We start from the raw sequence: 15,714 nt of genomic DNA, 5'->3' as shown, positions 1-15,714 counted from the left end.
CGATTGCACCGCGGAGACTCATAAGTAAGTGGCAGGGCGTATCCCCAGAGATTTCATTGACCAGCTACTGGCCCGAGTCGACATTGTCGATCTGATCGACGCACGCGTAAAACTTAAGAAAACAGGCAAGAATCACAGCGCCTGTTGTCCATTCCACAACGAAAAATCCCCCTCCTTCACCGTCAGCCAGGATAAGCAGTTCTATCACTGTTTTGGCTGTGGCGCCCACGGCAATGCCCTGGACTTTGTGATGGAGTATGACCGGCTGGAGTTTCTCGACGCCATCGAGGAGCTGTCATCCACTGTGGGCCTAGAGGTCCCCAGGGAGCAGGGCCAGAACGCCCACCAGCAACAGGCCCCCAAACTCACCAGCCACTACGAGCTGATGGATTGGGCCGCCCGCTTTTTCCAACTGCAGTTGCGCAAGCATGCCCAGCGCCAGAAGGTGATCGACTACATTCGTTCCCGCGGCCTGGATGGCGATACCGTCAAGAAGTTCGGCATCGGTTTCGCCCCGGATGGTTGGGACAACCTGCAGTCGCAACACAAACAAAATCCCACCGGCCTGAACGTGCTGACCGAGTGCGGCATGCTGATCGCCAAAGAGGGAGGTGGCCGAAGCTACGACCGCTTCCGCGACCGGCTGATGTTTCCCATCCGCGACCGACGAGGTCGGGTGGTGGCCTTTGGTGGCCGGGTATTGGGTGACGGAACCCCGAAATACCTGAACTCGCCGGAAACCCCGATCTTCCACAAGGGACGGGAGCTCTATGGCCTGTATGAGCTGAAACAGCACGACAGGAACCCCGCCAGAATTCTGGTGGTCGAAGGCTATATGGATGTGGTGGCCCTGGCTCAGCATGGGGTGCCCTATGCGGTGGCCTCCCTGGGTACCTCCACCACCGCAGATCAGATGCAGCTGCTGGTGCGCACCAGCAAGCAGGTGATCTGCTGCTATGACGGCGATAACGCTGGCCGGGAAGCGGCCTGGCGTGCCATGGAAACCGCCCTGCCCTATCTGCGGGACGGTATCCAACTGAAGTTCATGTTCCTTCCCGATGGGGAGGATCCGGACAGCCTGGTGCGTAAACAGGGTAAAGAGGCGTTCGAAGCCCTGGTAGAGAAGGCGATGCCCCTCTCCGATTACCTGTTTGACACCCTGCTGACCGACGCCGATCTCTCCAGCCAGGAGGGCAAGGCCCAACTGGCCAGCACCATGGAGCCCCTGCTCAACAAGGTGCCCGATGGTCTGCTGAAAGAGAGTCTGTTTGCCCGGCTTCGTACTGAACTGGGCTGGGGAGCAGACTCCCTGCGGCAACGCAGTGCGCCCCAGGTAGTTCAGCCCACCGGGGCACAGGGGCGCGGCACGCCGGTTCGGCGGGCCATCGCCCTGCTGCAGCAACAACCTTCACTGGGCCACAATCTGCCGGTCCAGGAGGAGTTGCAACACCTGGAGATGGCGGGCTTGCCGCTGCTTCGGGAGATGCTGGAGATCTGCCGCCCTGAATCGCTGACCACAGGTCAGCTGATGGAGCGGTTCAGGGGCCGTCCTGAACACGGCACCCTGAGTAAGCTGCTGAACTGGAAACTGGAACTCAGTGATGAGTCCGCCTTCCGCCAGGAGTTTACCGACTGTTTATTATGGTTAAACCAACGTTTTTTTGAACAGATGTCAGAGCAACTGCAACGTAAAGCGCGTGATGGTTCAATATCCACCGATGAGCTACGTCAACTGCAGGAGATGAATCTGTTATTACAGGGGCTTAAGGCCCCGGCAAAGGCTAGCGATTGAACCGCAGAAACGCTATAATTGGCTATTTGCGCGGCTGTCGCTCAAACACTCTGTTCGCATAAGTAAGTGGATGATATCTATGGATCAAACTCCGCAGTCACAACTCAAGCTTCTGGTAGCCAAAGGCAAAGAGCAGGGCTACTTGACCTACGCCGAGGTGAACGACCACCTTCCGGCGGATATGATCGATTCCGATCAGATCGAAGATATTATCCAGATGATAAACGACATGGGTATTCAGGTTTTCGAGTCCGCCCCGGACAGCGATGACCTGATGATGTCGGAAGACGCCACGGATGAAGACGCTGCCGAAGCCGCCGCTCAGGTGCTGGCCAGCGTAGAGGGCGAACTGGGCCGCACCACTGATCCCGTACGCATGTACATGCGTGAAATGGGCACAGTTGAGCTGCTGACCCGCGAAGGCGAGATTCTGATCGCCAAGCGCATCGAGGATGGTATCAACCAGGTACAGTGCTCCGTCGCCGAGTACCCGGAAGCGATCTCCTTCCTGCTGGATCAGTGGGATCGTTTCGAAGCGGACGAGATTCGTCTGTCTGAAATCATCTCCGGCTTTGTTTCCGAAGATGAAGACCAAAACAGCGTTGCCCCCACCGCCACCCACGTTGGCTCCGAGCTGTCCCAGGAAGATCTGGACGACGAAGACGACGAGGATGATGACGACGAAGAGGAGACCACCTCCGGCCCGGATCCGGAAGAGGCCCGTGAGAAGTTTGGTGAACTGCGCCGCCACTATGAGTTGGCCCAGCAGGCGATCGCCGATCACGGTCATGACTCCGTCGAAGTGGCCATGGTGGTGACCCGCCTGTCCGAACTGTTCAAGCAGTTCCGCCTGGTGCCCAAGCAGTTCGACCACCTGGTTGGCAACATGCGTACCATGATGGATCGCGTGCGCATCCAGGAACGCCTGATCATGAAGCTCTGCGTTGAACAGGCCAAGATGCCCAAGAAGAACTTCATGAAGGCCTTCGCCGGCAGTGAAACCGACGACAGCTGGCTGCAGACAGAAGTGGCCGCCGGCAAGAGCTACAGCGATGCCCTGACCAAGGTGCAGGATGAAGTGTCCCGCTGCCAGTCCAAGCTGGGCCAGGTAGAGGTGGAAACCCGCTTGACCATCGGTCGCATCAAGGACATCAACCGGCGCATGTCCATCGGTGAAGCCAAGGCCCGCCGAGCCAAGAAAGAGATGGTGGAAGCCAACCTGCGTCTGGTGATCTCCATCGCCAAGAAGTACACCAACCGTGGTCTGCAGTTCCTGGACCTGATTCAGGAAGGTAACATCGGCCTGATGAAGGCGGTGGATAAGTTCGAGTACCGCCGAGGCTACAAGTTCTCCACCTACGCCACCTGGTGGATCCGCCAGGCGATTACCCGCTCCATTGCGGACCAGGCTCGTACCATCCGTATTCCGGTGCATATGATCGAGACCATCAACAAACTGAACCGCATCTCCCGTCAGATGCTTCAGGAGATGGGCCGTGAAGCTACCCCGGAAGAGCTGGCCGAACGGATGCTGATGCCGGAAGACAAAATTCGCAAGGTACTGAAGATCGCCAAAGAGCCCATCTCCATGGAGACGCCCATTGGTGATGATGAAGACTCCCACCTGGGTGACTTCATCGAAGATACCACCCTGGCTCAGCCCATTGATGCCGCCACCAGCGAAAGCCTGAAAGTGGCCACCAATGAGGTACTGGAAGGGCTGACCGCCCGTGAAGCCAAGGTACTGCGTATGCGATTCGGTATCGACATGAACACCGACCATACTCTGGAAGAGGTGGGCAAACAGTTTGACGTAACCCGTGAGCGGATTCGTCAGATTGAAGCCAAAGCGTTGCGTAAGCTGCGCCACCCCTCCCGCTCTGAAATTCTCAAGAGCTTCCTCGACGAGTAATCAGGCGAGAAACCGAAAATGAAAACGCCCCGCTAATGCGGGGCGTTTTTTTATTTCTGCCTTGACCCTCATTCGCTATTTCCACCTGACTTTTGTCAGACAAAAAATCAAACTTTCGGGCCTTTATCTCGGCAGATAATTACGCTCTTTCCCCTGTTGTCTGGCCACGGCAATTCTCTGGTTTTTCGAAAACATTGCCTTTATCTGGCCCAGAGTTTCTCCTAAAAGCACCGAACCATTGGATCCAAAGGCGCGGGTCTTATACAGCCTCTTGACCTCCGCCAGAGCGTTGGGCGAACGCTGAGCCAGGGCGGTGGCCAGTTCCTGGCTACGCGCCATGGCGTCATCCACCACTTCGGTGACCAGGTTCACTCTGAGTGCCTCTTCGGCGCTGACCGGCTCCGCCAGCATGGAGAGCATCAATGCCTGGTCCTGGGGCATCTGTTCACGCAGCGCCAGAGTCCCGCCCATATCCGGAATCAATCCCCAGCGCCCCTCCATCACCGCCAACGTGGCGTCGGACTCGGCAATGCGGAAATCCGCCCCCAGGGCGATCTGCATCCCTCCGCCCCAGCAGCGTCCCTGGATGGAGGCGATCACCGGTACCGGCAGGTCCCGCCAGCCGGTGCTGACCCTCTGGGCCCGGTTCGCCTGCCAGGGCCAGAGTTTGAACAGCAACTTCATCGCGATTGAAGGAGAGGTAAACATGGACTTTATGTCTATGCCGGAGCAGAAATCCTTGCCTCGTCCGGTCAGGATGACCGCACGAATCTCCCTCATGCCCGCGATGCGTTTTTGTACATCTACCAAGGCCTTGAACAGTTCATAGTCCAGGGCATTACACTTATCAGGACGATTCATCTCCACCAGGGCGATGCCGTCCAGGACACTTAAAATAACTTTTTCCGACATAACCACTCCTTAGTTGTCAGAAATTCATCACCGTCAAGATCATGACATTTATAAATTAATTCAATAGAATGCTCTTTTTACGAGTTTCGATAAAAAGGTCATTTAGACCCTGGGCAGGGAGGCACCACCATTAAGGTTCTAATTTGCGATGACTCTGCGCTGGCCCGCAAGCAACTGGCCAGAACTTTGCCGTCGGGCCTTTGCAGTGACATAGCCTTCGCCGAAAACGGCGAACGGGCCCTTGAGATGCTGAAACAGTCCAGCTATGAGCTGCTGTTTCTTGATCTCAACATGCCTGGCCTGGATGGCTATCAGGTCCTGGAGGCCCTTTCTGGTCTGACCTCCAAGCCCCAGACTATCGTGGTTTCCGCCGATATCCAACCCCAGGCCCTGGCCAGGGTGAAGGCTCTGGGTGCTTTGGACTTCATTAAGAAGCCGGTCAACGCCGCGGATCTGGCCTCGGCCCTGGCCAGACTGCAGATCGAAACCGGCACAGAGACGGGCTCTGTAGACACGGGAAACGTCAGCCTGGAAGATGCTCTGCGCGAAATCTGTAACGTCGCCATGGGCCGTACCGCCTCGCTGCTGGCCAAGGTGATCGACGACTTTGTTCAGTTGCCTGTGCCCAAGGTCTCCCACTGGAGCAGCCGTGATCTGGAGATGATGCTCAGCTCCGCCCGCCAGGATCAGTACACCCAGATCCTCAGCCAGGGGTTCATCGGTGCCGGTATCGCCGGCGAGGCGCTACTGCTGTTCCACGACATCAACGAAACCGATCTCAGTCAGCTGTTTGGCCTCAAGGGCGAAACCGCCGCTCAGCAGGAGGAGATCCTGATGGATGCCGCCAACCTGTTATTTGGCGCTTTCCTAAACAGCCTGTCAGAACAATTACATGTGGCCTTCAGCCAGAGTCCGCCCATCATCTGGCGCCACTCCAAAGAGGTCAACAGTCTCAGTGGAGAGGTCTACGCCATTGAAATCAGCTACCGACAGGAGCAACATAAGCTAAATTGCGACCTGTTACTGCTGCTGCCTCAATCAAGCTGGGCCCTGCTGCAGACCCAACTCAAGGATCTGGTGTAATCGATGCCAAACCAGCACTCACACAACGCCGAACTCGATGCCCTGCACCTGCTGACCCAGTTGGTTCAGACCATTGAAGTGGGCCTGGTGGTGCTGGATCGTCAGTTCCGCATCCACCTGTGGAACAGCTTCATGGAGAACCACAGCGGCCTTCGAGCCTCTCAGGTCAGGGGTAAGCGGGTCTTCGACCTGTTCGAGGAGTTACCGGAGGAGTGGCTCACCAGCAAGCTGGAAACCGCCTTCCTGCTGAACAACCGCGCCTTCACCACCTGGGAACAGCGCCCCTATATCTTCAAGTTTCCCAACTCCCGCCCTGTGACTGGCCAGAGCCCTTACATGTACCAGAACCTCACCATTCAACCTCTGAGCAACCGGTTTGCCGAGGTGAACAATGTGGCTCTGGTGGTGTATGACGTCACCGTGGAGGCCAACCACCGCCAAGCGCTGTCGAAGATGAGCCAGATTGACACCCTCACCGGACTGGCCAACCGCCGCATGTGGCAACAACACCTGGATCAGGAGTTTGAGCGCAGTCGCCGCTATGGCCACCCCACCACCCTGATGGTGCTGGACATCGACCACTTTAAATCCATCAACGACACCCTGGGCCACAGTGCCGGCGATCTGGTGTTGGCGGCGGTGGGTCAGAAGCTGGGTCAACTGCTGAGGAAAAGTGACGTGGCGGCCCGCTATGGCGGTGAAGAGTTTACCCTGTTGCTGCCTGAGACCACTCAGGAGCAAGCGCAGCAGTTGGCCGAGCGTATTCGAAGCTGCATGTCTGAGTTAACCGTAGAGACCGACGCCGGAGCAGCCAGCTTTACCGTCAGCATAGGTTATGCCCCTTACCATACAGGGCTGGAGAACAATAAGGTGTGGTTTGAGGCGGCAGATAAAGCCCTGTATGAGGCCAAACGCCAGGGACGCAACCGCTGTATCCTGGCGAAGGCGAGCTGATCTTGCCCGACTAATCCTGCCAGTAGCCCTGAAGGCCATCTTCTTTACGACGCCCCCACCCCCGGCGCCTCTCCTTCTTTCCAGGCTCCCAGCGCAGGTACTGGCGACGATCTGAGTTCTGGCGCCGGTTAATGCTGCGGCGCTCCTGCTGAGGCTGCTGATCCGTCATACTCTGTCCCCTCTATGAGACACAGACTATAGTCTCCGGCATTGCGGCCAGCAAGCTCTTGGGCTCCACATATGGACCAAGGAAGCTGGCATAAGCATCGCCGACAATCCGGTCGGCCCCAGGCACAGCGCCTGCCTGAACCGACCTATCTTAGCCACAAAAAAAAGCGCCTGGCGGCGCTTTTTTCACCATTGCTGGCGAGTGAGAATGACACCAGGGTGTTCATTCTACAAAGTAGGTGCCCCAACCATCGTACTGAATGCCATGTTTGTCAGCCAGTTCGATCATGGTCTTGGTGTCCTTATTCAGGCGCTCCACCTCAAGTTTGTGCTCAATCACGGCATCGAAGGCAAACACCACGGCGCCGTCATCCAGCTCCAGCTCTTCGGCATCTTCCACCTCGAACCCCGCCTTAAAGGCGTCCACAGCGGCCTTCTCCAGCTTATCGAAGTTGGAGCCGGAGAAGTGGTGTTCTATGACGTACTCGGCGTCCGGCTGAGAGCCATCCTCCAGCAGAGCTTCCACGATCTCGCGGTTCTCCAGCTCCTGCTCGAGGATCAGTTGTTCAATGGTCATGACCATCTCCAAATGGGTAAGATTGGCGCCAGTATATCAGGCCAGGGCAGGCTTGGCCCCTGCCAGTCGCATCGCCTCGTTGTTCAGCTCTTCCAGGCGCTGCTTCATTCGGCCGTAGACCTCTTCCGCCAGTTCGCGAACCTGCTCCTTGGAGTAGCCCTTGGTGCAGATCGGCTCCAGAGTCTCCACGATCACCACCCCGTTGTTACGGCGATTCATATTGATTCCATGCTGGTCTGAGGCGATCACAGGTACGATGGGGACCCCGGCCTGGATGGCGGTATGGAAAGCACCGGTCTTGAAGGGGAGCAAACCACGGCCACGAGAACGGGTGCCTTCAGGGAAGATCCACACCGAGAGCGACTTGCCGCGAATCTTCTCTGCCGCCTGCTTCAGGGTGCGAACCGCCTTGGAGCGGTTGCCGCGATCGATAAGGATGTTGCCGGTCAGCCAGTAGAGCTGGCCAAAGAAAGGGATCCATTTCAGGCTGGTCTTGCCCATGGAAACTGTGCCCTTGGGCACAGAGCCTGTGTGGGTGAACAGATCGAAGTTGTTCTGGTGGTTGCCCACGTAGACCACGGGATCACCATCGCCTCGTGCGCCGCGGTGGATCACCTTGAGACCGAGGATCGGTGCCACGGCACCAAACACCTTGGCGGTGTAGTGGACATTATTTCGGTGAAAAGGGCGAATCAGGCACAACAGCAGGCCAAGGGTGGACACCAGGACCAACAACAGAGCCAGAGTCAGGGAACGCAACAGTAACAGCATCGGTAACGTCTTTTCCTCACAACAGGGGCGCCCAGTATAGGCAAACCCCGTGACCGACTCAACGAATTCGTTACAACTGTTCGCTCAAAATTTGATACCCATATTGGTCACAGACTACAGCCAATGACGACACTGGTTGATACGTTGCTGTAATGCCTCGTAAAACTCTCCAAGGTGCAGCCCATCAGCCAATCCGTGATGAATCTGTGCTGCCACCGGCACCTTCACCTCTTCACCACTCTGATCGTACTTTCCCCAGGTGATCCTGGGCACCGAGTCCGCCGGACTCAGAGGCATGGGGTTGGTCATCTGGGTAAAGCGCACCCAGGGCAGGCAGGACATGTAGATGGAATCATCCCCATCCCCCTCCTCGTCAAACAGCCCGGGGCGCTGCCAGGCCATATCCGTCTGAGACGTCATCCGTCGGGAAAATTCGTCAAACTCCTCACAGTAGGGCACCCGGGTGAACCGCACCAGTCGGTCTTCGCCCAGGGTGGTGATCCCGGCACTCAGGTGTTGATGCTCGACAACCAGATCACCGCGTATCCGCCAGCGGGTCCAGTCAAGCTGGTGACATACGGTCATGATGGCGTGGGTGATGGCATGATAAGCGGAGAGTTTGTCACGCCGGCATCGGTGAAAAAGCTCGGTGATGGTGATGTCCGCGCACAGGCTGAAGTAGGGCTGGTCCAGCTGAGTGAAAAACTGAAATTGCTGGCGGCGGGGCCAGCGCTCCATATCCAGATGTTTCATGATGTCCTTTGTTCTGTTCTTACCGGGCTCTTGGCGGCCCGCTGAAAGTGTACCTCTGTTTTATAACAGAGCGACTACAGCGGGCATAAAAAAAAGCGAAGCCAGTCGGCTTCGCTTTCTCTGTGACTCAGTTAATCGGTGACTAACTCAAGTTTATCCACCCGCTGCAGGCCCCGGGGCAGTTTGTTGCCTCGGCGACCTCGCTCACCCTGATAGTGAGCAAGGTCATCGGGTTTGAGGGTCAGCTTACGCTTACCCGCCCACAGGGTCACGGCGGCGGTTTCAGGCACCACTACCAGATGCTTCAGGTACTCTTCCCGGCTCTTCACCCGTTCGGTGGGAATGCCGATGATCTTGTTGCCCTTACCCTTGCTCAGGACCGGCAGCTGAGCCACGGGGAACAGCAGCATCCGCCCTTCGGTGGTGATCGCCAACAGACGATCGCTCTCCTGGTTGGCAATGGCGGTCGGCGCAATCACCCGGGCGCCGATAGGCACGGTCAACAGTGCTTTACCCGCCTTGTTGCGGCTGATCATCTCCTTGAGGGCACAGACGAAGCCATAGCCAGCATCGGTGGCCATCAGATAGAGTTGTTCCGAGTCCCCCATCAGGGTGTGTTCCAGCATCTCACCGGCCACCAGGTTGAACCGGCCGGACAGGGGCTCACCCTGGCTACGGGCCGAAGGCAGGGTGTGCGCGTCCGTGGTGTAGCTTCGTCCTGAGCTCTCCAGGAAGATCACCGGTTGATTGCTGCGGCCCCTGGCATGGGACAGATAGCCATCACCGGACTTGTAGCTGAGCGTTTCAGGGTCCACCTCATGGCCCTTGGCCTGACGGGCCCAGGCTTTCTGGGACATCACCACGGTGATCGCCTCGGTGGGCATCAGCTCGGTTTCGGTCAGGGCCTTGGCCTCCTCCCGCTCCTGAAGCGGACTGCGGCGATCGTCGCCATACTTCTCTGCGTCCGCCAGCAGCTCCTTTTTCACCAGGGTCTTCATCCGGCGCTCTGAGGAGAGGGTCAGTTGCAGCTTGTCCCGCTCCTTGGAGAGTTCATCCTGCTCACCGCGGATTTTCATCTCTTCCAGCTTGGCCAGGTGACGCAGCTTGAGGTCGAGAATCGCTTCCGCCTGCTTCTCGGTCAGGCCAAAGTGCGCCATCAGCACCGGCTTGGGGTCATCCTCATTGCGGATGATGGCAATCACTTCGTCGATGTTGAGGAAGGCGATCAACAGGCCGTCCAGGATGTGCAATCTGGCCAGTACCTTGTCCAGGCGGTACTCCAGCCTGCGACGCACCGTGGCCATACGGTAGTCCAGCCACTCGCCGAGAATGGTTTTCAGCCCCTTCACCGCCGGGCGCTGATCCAGTCCCAGCATGTTCAGGTTGACCCGGTAACTCTTCTCCAGATCCGTGGTGGCGAACAGGTGCGCCATCAACTGCTCCAGATCCACCCGGTTGGAGCGGGGCACCACCACCAGGCGGGTGGGGTTCTCGTGATCAGACTCATCCCGAAGATCCGTGACCATGGGCAGCTTCTTCGCCTGCATCTGAGCGGCGATCTGCTCCAGAATCTTGCCACCGGACACCTGGTGGGGCAGCTCGCTGATCACCACTTCGCCCTGCTCTATGGTGTACACCGCACGCATCTTCACCGACCCCTTGCCGGTTTCATACATCTTGGCAATTTCATTGGTCGGGGTGATGATTTCGGCACCTGTGGGGTAGTCCGGGCCTTTGACAAAGGTCATCAGCTCCGGCAGTTCCGCCCTGGGATTGTCCAGCAGGTGGGCACAGGCGTTGGCCACCTCGCGGGCGTTGTGGGGCGGGATGTCGGTGGCCATACCCACGGCAATGCCGGTGATGCCGTTCAGCAGGATGTGGGGCAACCGGGCCGGCAGGCTCTTGGGTTCCTTCAGGGTGCCGTCGAAGTTAACGCCCCAGTCCACCGTGCCCTGACCGAGCTCGCTGAGCAAAACCTCGGAGAAACGGGAGAGGCGGGATTCGGTGTAACGCATGGCGGCGAAGGACTTGGGATCGTCCGCCGCCCCCCAGTTCCCCTGACCGTCTACCAACGGGTAACGATAGGTAAAGGGCTGAGCCATGAGCACCATCGCCTCATAACAGGCGCTGTCACCATGGGGGTGGTACTTACCCAATACGTCACCCACGGTACGGGCTGACTTCTTGTACTTGGCAGAGGCGGACAGGCCAAGCTCACTCATGGCGTAGATGATACGTCGCTGTACCGGCTTGAGACCGTCACCGATGTGGGGCAGTGCCCGGTCCATGATGACGTACATGGAGTAGTTCAGGTAGGCCTCTTCGGTAAAGGCATGCAGCGGCCGCTGCTCCACTCCCTCAAGGCTCAATTCAGTTGCATCACTCATTGTTTTCGTTATCCGCCGTCTGCGCCGGCATTCCGTTGTAAGTTAGCTTGTAAACCGCACCATTATAATCGTCCGAAATCAAAAGCGAACCATCAGGGTGCTCAAGAAATGCCACAGGACGGGCTAAAGGTTGTTCTCCGTCAAGCCAGGGGCCAATAATCACCCGGTATTGCCAGCTGCCGTCGGCCTGTGGCAACAGGACACTGACCTGGTAGCCGACCTTGCTGCTGCGATTCCAGCTACCGTGCTCGGCGATAAACAGCGCCCCCCGATACTCTTGGGGAAATGCCTCACCCCGGTAGAAGTGGATCCCCAGGGGCGCCACATGGGCCTGCAGCTGCCACATTGGGGGCTGAAAACCGGCCATCTGCCCAGCACTGGCCTTGAACTTAGGGTCTGGCACCTCGGCGCCATGGAGGAAGGGGTAACCAAAATGGCTGCCCGCAGTGGTCAGCCGATTGATCTCATCCGGGGGCACGTCATCCCCCATCATGTCGCGGCCATTATCGGAAAAATAGAGTTCGCCACTGTCCGGATGGAAATCGAACCCCACGCTGTTGCGTACGCCCCTGGCCAGTATCTCGTAGTTCCCCCTGTCCAGGTCCAGCGCCAGAATGCTGGCGTAGGGCAGTTCCGGATTGCAGATGTTGCAGGGCGCACCCACAGGCACAATCAACCGGCCGTCGGGGGCAAAGCGGATGAACTTCCAGCCGTGGTGGGCATCACTGGGTAGGCCGTCATACGCCACCTCCATCTTGGGTGCCACCAGCCTGTTTTCCACGTCCGGGAAAGCCAGGATGCGACTGACCGCCGCCACGTAGAGGGTGTTGTCGCGAAACGCGATGCCGGAGGGAAGGTAGAGCCCCTGGGCCACCAGGTGCCGGGTCTCATAGACACCGTCACCATCCAAGTCCTGCAAGGCATGTACCTTGCCCGCCTTTCTGCTGCCGACAAACAGGGTACCCCGGCTGCCCCAGGCCATCTGCCTGGCATTGTCCGCCTCGGCGACCTGAGTCAGAGAAAACCCCTCCGGCAGCTGGACGGACGAAACCGCCGCCGCCGCGGCGATGATCAATAGTGTGACGCTTCCCATTTTTCCTCCCTGGCAGCCGGGCTAAGATTGCATAGTTATGCAAGCTCAATCTGGTCACCCTTTAGCCATGGCGTTCAGTTAGCCATCAATGCTGTCGTTAACAATTTCAAAATTCAATCCAGAATTGCAGCAATTGAAATCCAGAGCTTCAAAAAATATTATATTTAGAGCAATAACATCAATAAAATGTGATTATCTGACCCCGTCGACACTTCACACTTTTTCGCAAAAATCGATCTGGGCGCCATTTGACCCCTTTACATAGTGACAACATTCACGAAAAAGATGCTCAGTTTTTAGGCTGTTTCAATAGTGTGAACTGATGACGATTCCCGCATCAAGCTCTCTGCTATTAATACACCTGCACACAACTAAGCGGGTAAAGATCATGCAACGCGTATTCAATACACAGGACACTCAAAATCTGGCGATTGATCGCCGTCCGACCCTGGAAGAGCTGGTGCGTGACACCGGCTGGGTCACCGAGTCCACCGCCGTAACCCAGGAGCCCGACGGCACCCTGGTCCACTGGCGTATGCCCCTACACCAGGTGGTGGCGGCCCGTATGTCCTTCACTGGCAAGTCCCTGCGCAGCGAGCTGGGTGGCAACTTCAGCAAGTACGTGGTTCAGGTAAACCACGAAAAACGAGAGCTGGCAGAAGACTGGTCCAACGGGGTGGTCAGCGCCCTGAACTACATGGATTGTAAGCGTCGCACCATCTGGTAAGCGCCGCTCTCGCACTGACAGACAAAGAAAAAGGCCGCACTGAGTGCGGCCTTTTCTTTATCAGTTATCCAGGGCAGCCAGGTCGCCCTTGGCTTCCAGCCAGGACTTGCGGTCACCGGCCCGCTTCTTGGCCAGCAACATGTCCATCAACGCCTCGGTGGCCTGGGCATCATCCACCGTGAGCTGCACCAGACGGCGGGTATTGGGATCCATGGTGGTCTCCCTGAGCTGGCCCGGGTTCATCTCACCCAGCCCCTTAAATCGGGTGACCTGAACTTTGCCTTTGCGCTTCTCGGCGGCAATTCTGTCGAGGATCCCCTGGCGCTCCTGATCGTCCAGGGCGTAGAACACCTCTTTGCCCACATCGATGCGGAACAGAGGTGGCATCGCCACATACACATGCCCCTGCTCCACCAGGGAGCGGAAGTGCCTCATGAACAGGGCGCACAGCAGGGTGGCGATGTGCAGGCCATCGGAGTCCGCATCCGCCAGGATGCACACCTTGCCGTAGCGCAGCCCGCTGAGATCGTCCGAATCGGGATCGATCCCCAGGGCGATGGAGATGTTGTGCACCTCCTGAGAAGCCAGCACCTGACCGGCGTCCACCTCCCAGGTATTCAGAATCTTGCCCCGCAGGGGCATGATCGCCTGAAAGTCACGATCTCGGGCCTGCTTGGCACTGCCCCCCGCCGAGTCACCCTCCACCAGGAAGAGTTCGCCGCGCATCGGCTCAGTAGTGGTGCAGTCGGTGAGCTTTCCTGGCAAGGCAGGACCACTGGTCACCTTTTTGCGGGCCACCTTCTTGGCCTTGCGCAGACGGCTCTGAGCGCTGGCGATGCAGAACTCTGCCAGGGCTTCCGCCTGCTCGGTGTGCTCGTTGAGCCACAGGCTGAAGGCATCCCGGACCACGCCGGTAATGAAAGCCGATGCCTGACGGGAGGAGAGCCGCTCCTTGGTCTGACCGGCAAACTGGGGATCCTGCATCTTGATGGAGAGGATGTAGCTTACCTTGTCCCAAATATCCTCAGGAGCCAGCTTGACCCCCCGGGGCATCAGGTTGCGGAACTCGCAGAACTCGCGCAGCGCCTCCAGCAGGCCCTGGCGCAGACCGTTGACGTGGGTCCCGCCCTGGGCGGTGGGGATCAGGTTGACGTAACTCTCCGCGACGGAATCGCCCCCCTCCGGCTGCCACACCAGGGCCCAGTCCACCGCTTCATTGTTCGCAGCAAAGGCGCCGGTAAATGGGGTATCCGGCAGCATGGGCCAAGACTTCACCGTATCGAACAGGTAATCCTTGAGGCCATCTTCGTAGTGCCACTCGGTGACCTCGCCGGTCACCTTGTTGTCGAACTTGATCTTGAGTCCGGGGCAGAGTACCGCTTTGGCCCGCAGCAGGTGAGTCAGCCGGGCCACAGAGAAGTTGGCGGAATCGAAATAGCTGGGGTCGGGCCAGAAATGAACACTGGTGCCGGTATTGCGACGGCCACAGGTGCCGGTCACCTGCAGATCCTGCACCTTGTCGCCATTTTCGAAGGCGATCTCATACACCTGGGCATCGCGGCGAACGGTCACCTCCACCCGGGTGGAGAGGGCGTTCACCACGGAGATCCCCACACCGTGCAGGCCACCGGAGAACTGGTAGTTCTTGTTGGAGAACTTACCACCGGCGTGCAGTTTGCACATGATCAGCTCGATGCCGGGCACGCCCTCTTCCGGGTGGATGTCCACCGGCATGCCACGACCGTCATCGATCACCTCCAGAGACTGATCCTTATGGAGTATCACCTGGACGCTGCTGGCGTGACCCGCCAGGGCTTCATCGACGCTGTTGTCGATCACTTCCTGACCCAGGTGGTTGGGCCGGGCAGTGTCGGTGTACATCCCGGGGCGCCGCTTTACCGGCTCCAGTCCGTTGAGTACCTCAATGGCATCGGAGGTGTATTGATTGGTCATCTCTGGTCCCAAGTCCGCTTAGTTGTGGTTATGTTATCGGCATCATCGAGTGGGCTTCAAGCCAGCCCAAGGAAACGGCATGCCGCAGGCAGGTGCTGCTCAAAGCCGACGAAACTGTGGTCGCCGCCGGGTTCAATCACCATTTGGCCATGATGATATTTATCGACCGCCTGACGGTAATCCAACACCTCGTCACCACTCTGCAGCAGAGTCAGGAAACGGTCGGGGTGGTGGATCACCTGAGTATCCAGTGCCTGAAGCTGGGCCATGTGGGCCTGTGTGACCTCAAAGCACTCACCGGTGTAGGGGTTCTCCTGAGGGCCCAGATAGTCCAGCAGCAGTTCAAAGGGGCGCACCGCCGGGTTGATCAGCACCGCCCTACCCCCATATTTTTCCGCCAGGTAACTGGAGAAAAAGCCCCCCAGGGAGCTGCCCATCAGCCGCAGCGGCTCTCCCGCGGCCAAGGCAGGTTCGACAATCCCCTCAAGCTGTGCCATGGCCGCCTGTGGCGTGGTGGCCAGCCGGGGAATGGCTAAGGGTTCATTGGCATGATGCCGCCCCATGTAGTCGCGGACCAACTCCGCTTTCTGCGAACCGGGGGAACTGTTGAATCCGTGGATGTAGAGCAGCAT

At 58.1% G+C, this 15,714-nt stretch carries 14 protein-coding genes; 5 read left to right on the top strand and 9 right to left on the bottom strand.

Going from position 1 to position 15,714, the window contains the following annotated elements; all coding sequences use genetic code 11:
* Positions 1–28 precede the first annotated feature (28 nt).
* Together dnaG and rpoD are read left to right on the top strand one after the other, a co-directional pair.
* Positions 29–1,792: a DNA primase gene (gene dnaG, locus ACN0RV_RS02680; RefSeq protein ID WP_417345293.1), complete on the top strand. Its 1,764-nt coding sequence runs from the start codon at positions 29–31 to the stop codon at positions 1,790–1,792.
* Positions 1,793–1,871: 79 nt separating this feature from the next.
* Positions 1,872–3,704, top strand: coding sequence for an RNA polymerase sigma factor RpoD (rpoD, locus tag ACN0RV_RS02675; protein WP_417345291.1), 1,833 nt, complete (start codon positions 1,872–1,874; stop codon positions 3,702–3,704).
* Between the two features lie 123 nt (positions 3,705–3,827).
* Here rpoD and ACN0RV_RS02670 read toward each other — a convergent pair whose 3' ends face one another.
* Positions 3,828–4,616 carry a crotonase/enoyl-CoA hydratase family protein gene (locus tag ACN0RV_RS02670; RefSeq protein ID WP_417345289.1) on the bottom strand — a complete coding sequence of 263 codons (789 nt, stop codon included), beginning with the start codon at positions 4,614–4,616 and terminating at the stop codon, positions 3,828–3,830.
* Positions 4,617–4,745: 129 nt separating this feature from the next.
* Here ACN0RV_RS02670 and ACN0RV_RS02665 point away from each other — a divergent pair, with 129 nt between their 5' ends.
* The gene (locus ACN0RV_RS02665; RefSeq protein WP_417345410.1) at positions 4,746–5,699 is read left to right on the top strand and encodes a response regulator; all 954 of its coding nucleotides are present in this window, start codon (positions 4,746–4,748) and stop codon (positions 5,697–5,699) included.
* A 3-nt stretch (positions 5,700–5,702) separates the two neighbouring features.
* A complete protein-coding gene (locus tag ACN0RV_RS02660; RefSeq protein ID WP_417345288.1) occupies positions 5,703–6,653 on the top strand; it encodes a diguanylate cyclase in 951 nt (316 codons plus the stop codon).
* A gap of 10 nt (positions 6,654–6,663) precedes the next feature.
* Here ACN0RV_RS02660 and ACN0RV_RS02655 read toward each other — a convergent pair whose 3' ends face one another.
* The 6 genes from ACN0RV_RS02655 to ACN0RV_RS02630 all read right to left on the bottom strand — a co-directional run bounded on the left by ACN0RV_RS02655 (position 6,664) and on the right by ACN0RV_RS02630 (position 12,402).
* Positions 6,664–6,822: a hypothetical protein gene (locus ACN0RV_RS02655; RefSeq protein ID WP_286340419.1), complete on the bottom strand. Its 159-nt coding sequence runs from the start codon at positions 6,820–6,822 to the stop codon at positions 6,664–6,666.
* A gap of 222 nt (positions 6,823–7,044) precedes the next feature.
* Complete coding sequence (rraB, locus tag ACN0RV_RS02650) at positions 7,045–7,398, bottom strand: ribonuclease E inhibitor RraB (RefSeq protein WP_417345286.1); 354 nt, start codon at positions 7,396–7,398, stop codon at positions 7,045–7,047.
* A 36-nt stretch (positions 7,399–7,434) separates the two neighbouring features.
* Entirely contained in the window at positions 7,435–8,169 is a 735-nt protein-coding gene (locus ACN0RV_RS02645) for a 1-acylglycerol-3-phosphate O-acyltransferase (RefSeq protein WP_417345284.1), read from the bottom strand.
* Between the two features lie 114 nt (positions 8,170–8,283).
* On the bottom strand, positions 8,284–8,922 hold the full coding sequence (locus tag ACN0RV_RS02640; RefSeq protein ID WP_417345282.1) for a CatA-like O-acetyltransferase: 639 nt from the start codon (positions 8,920–8,922) through the stop codon (positions 8,284–8,286).
* A gap of 131 nt (positions 8,923–9,053) precedes the next feature.
* Entirely contained in the window at positions 9,054–11,309 is a 2,256-nt protein-coding gene (gene parC, locus ACN0RV_RS02635; RefSeq protein WP_417345281.1) for a DNA topoisomerase IV subunit A, read from the bottom strand.
* Positions 11,302–12,402 carry a PQQ-dependent sugar dehydrogenase gene (locus ACN0RV_RS02630; protein WP_417345280.1) on the bottom strand — a complete coding sequence of 367 codons (1,101 nt, stop codon included), beginning with the start codon at positions 12,400–12,402 and terminating at the stop codon, positions 11,302–11,304. The genes parC and ACN0RV_RS02630 overlap by 8 nt, the downstream gene beginning before the upstream one ends.
* 388 nt (positions 12,403–12,790) lie before the next feature.
* Between ACN0RV_RS02630 and ACN0RV_RS02625 the strand changes: the two genes are divergently transcribed.
* Complete coding sequence (locus ACN0RV_RS02625; RefSeq protein ID WP_417345278.1) at positions 12,791–13,129, top strand: hypothetical protein; 339 nt, start codon at positions 12,791–12,793, stop codon at positions 13,127–13,129.
* 60 nt (positions 13,130–13,189) lie between these two features.
* Here ACN0RV_RS02625 and parE read toward each other — a convergent pair whose 3' ends face one another.
* Positions 13,190–15,082, bottom strand: a complete 1,893-nt coding sequence (gene parE, locus ACN0RV_RS02620; RefSeq protein WP_417345276.1) for a DNA topoisomerase IV subunit B — start codon at positions 15,080–15,082, stop codon at positions 13,190–13,192.
* 56 nt (positions 15,083–15,138) lie between these two features.
* Positions 15,139–15,714 carry a YqiA/YcfP family alpha/beta fold hydrolase gene (locus ACN0RV_RS02615; protein ID WP_417345274.1) on the bottom strand — a complete coding sequence of 192 codons (576 nt, stop codon included), beginning with the start codon at positions 15,712–15,714 and terminating at the stop codon, positions 15,139–15,141.

It is taken from the genome of Ferrimonas sp. (assembly GCF_048263965.1).
Taxonomy (GTDB): Bacteria; Pseudomonadota; Gammaproteobacteria; order Enterobacterales; family Shewanellaceae; genus Ferrimonas.
The sequence above is the reverse complement of the archived record's forward strand: the minus strand, read 5'-3'. Positions and strand labels throughout refer to the sequence as shown.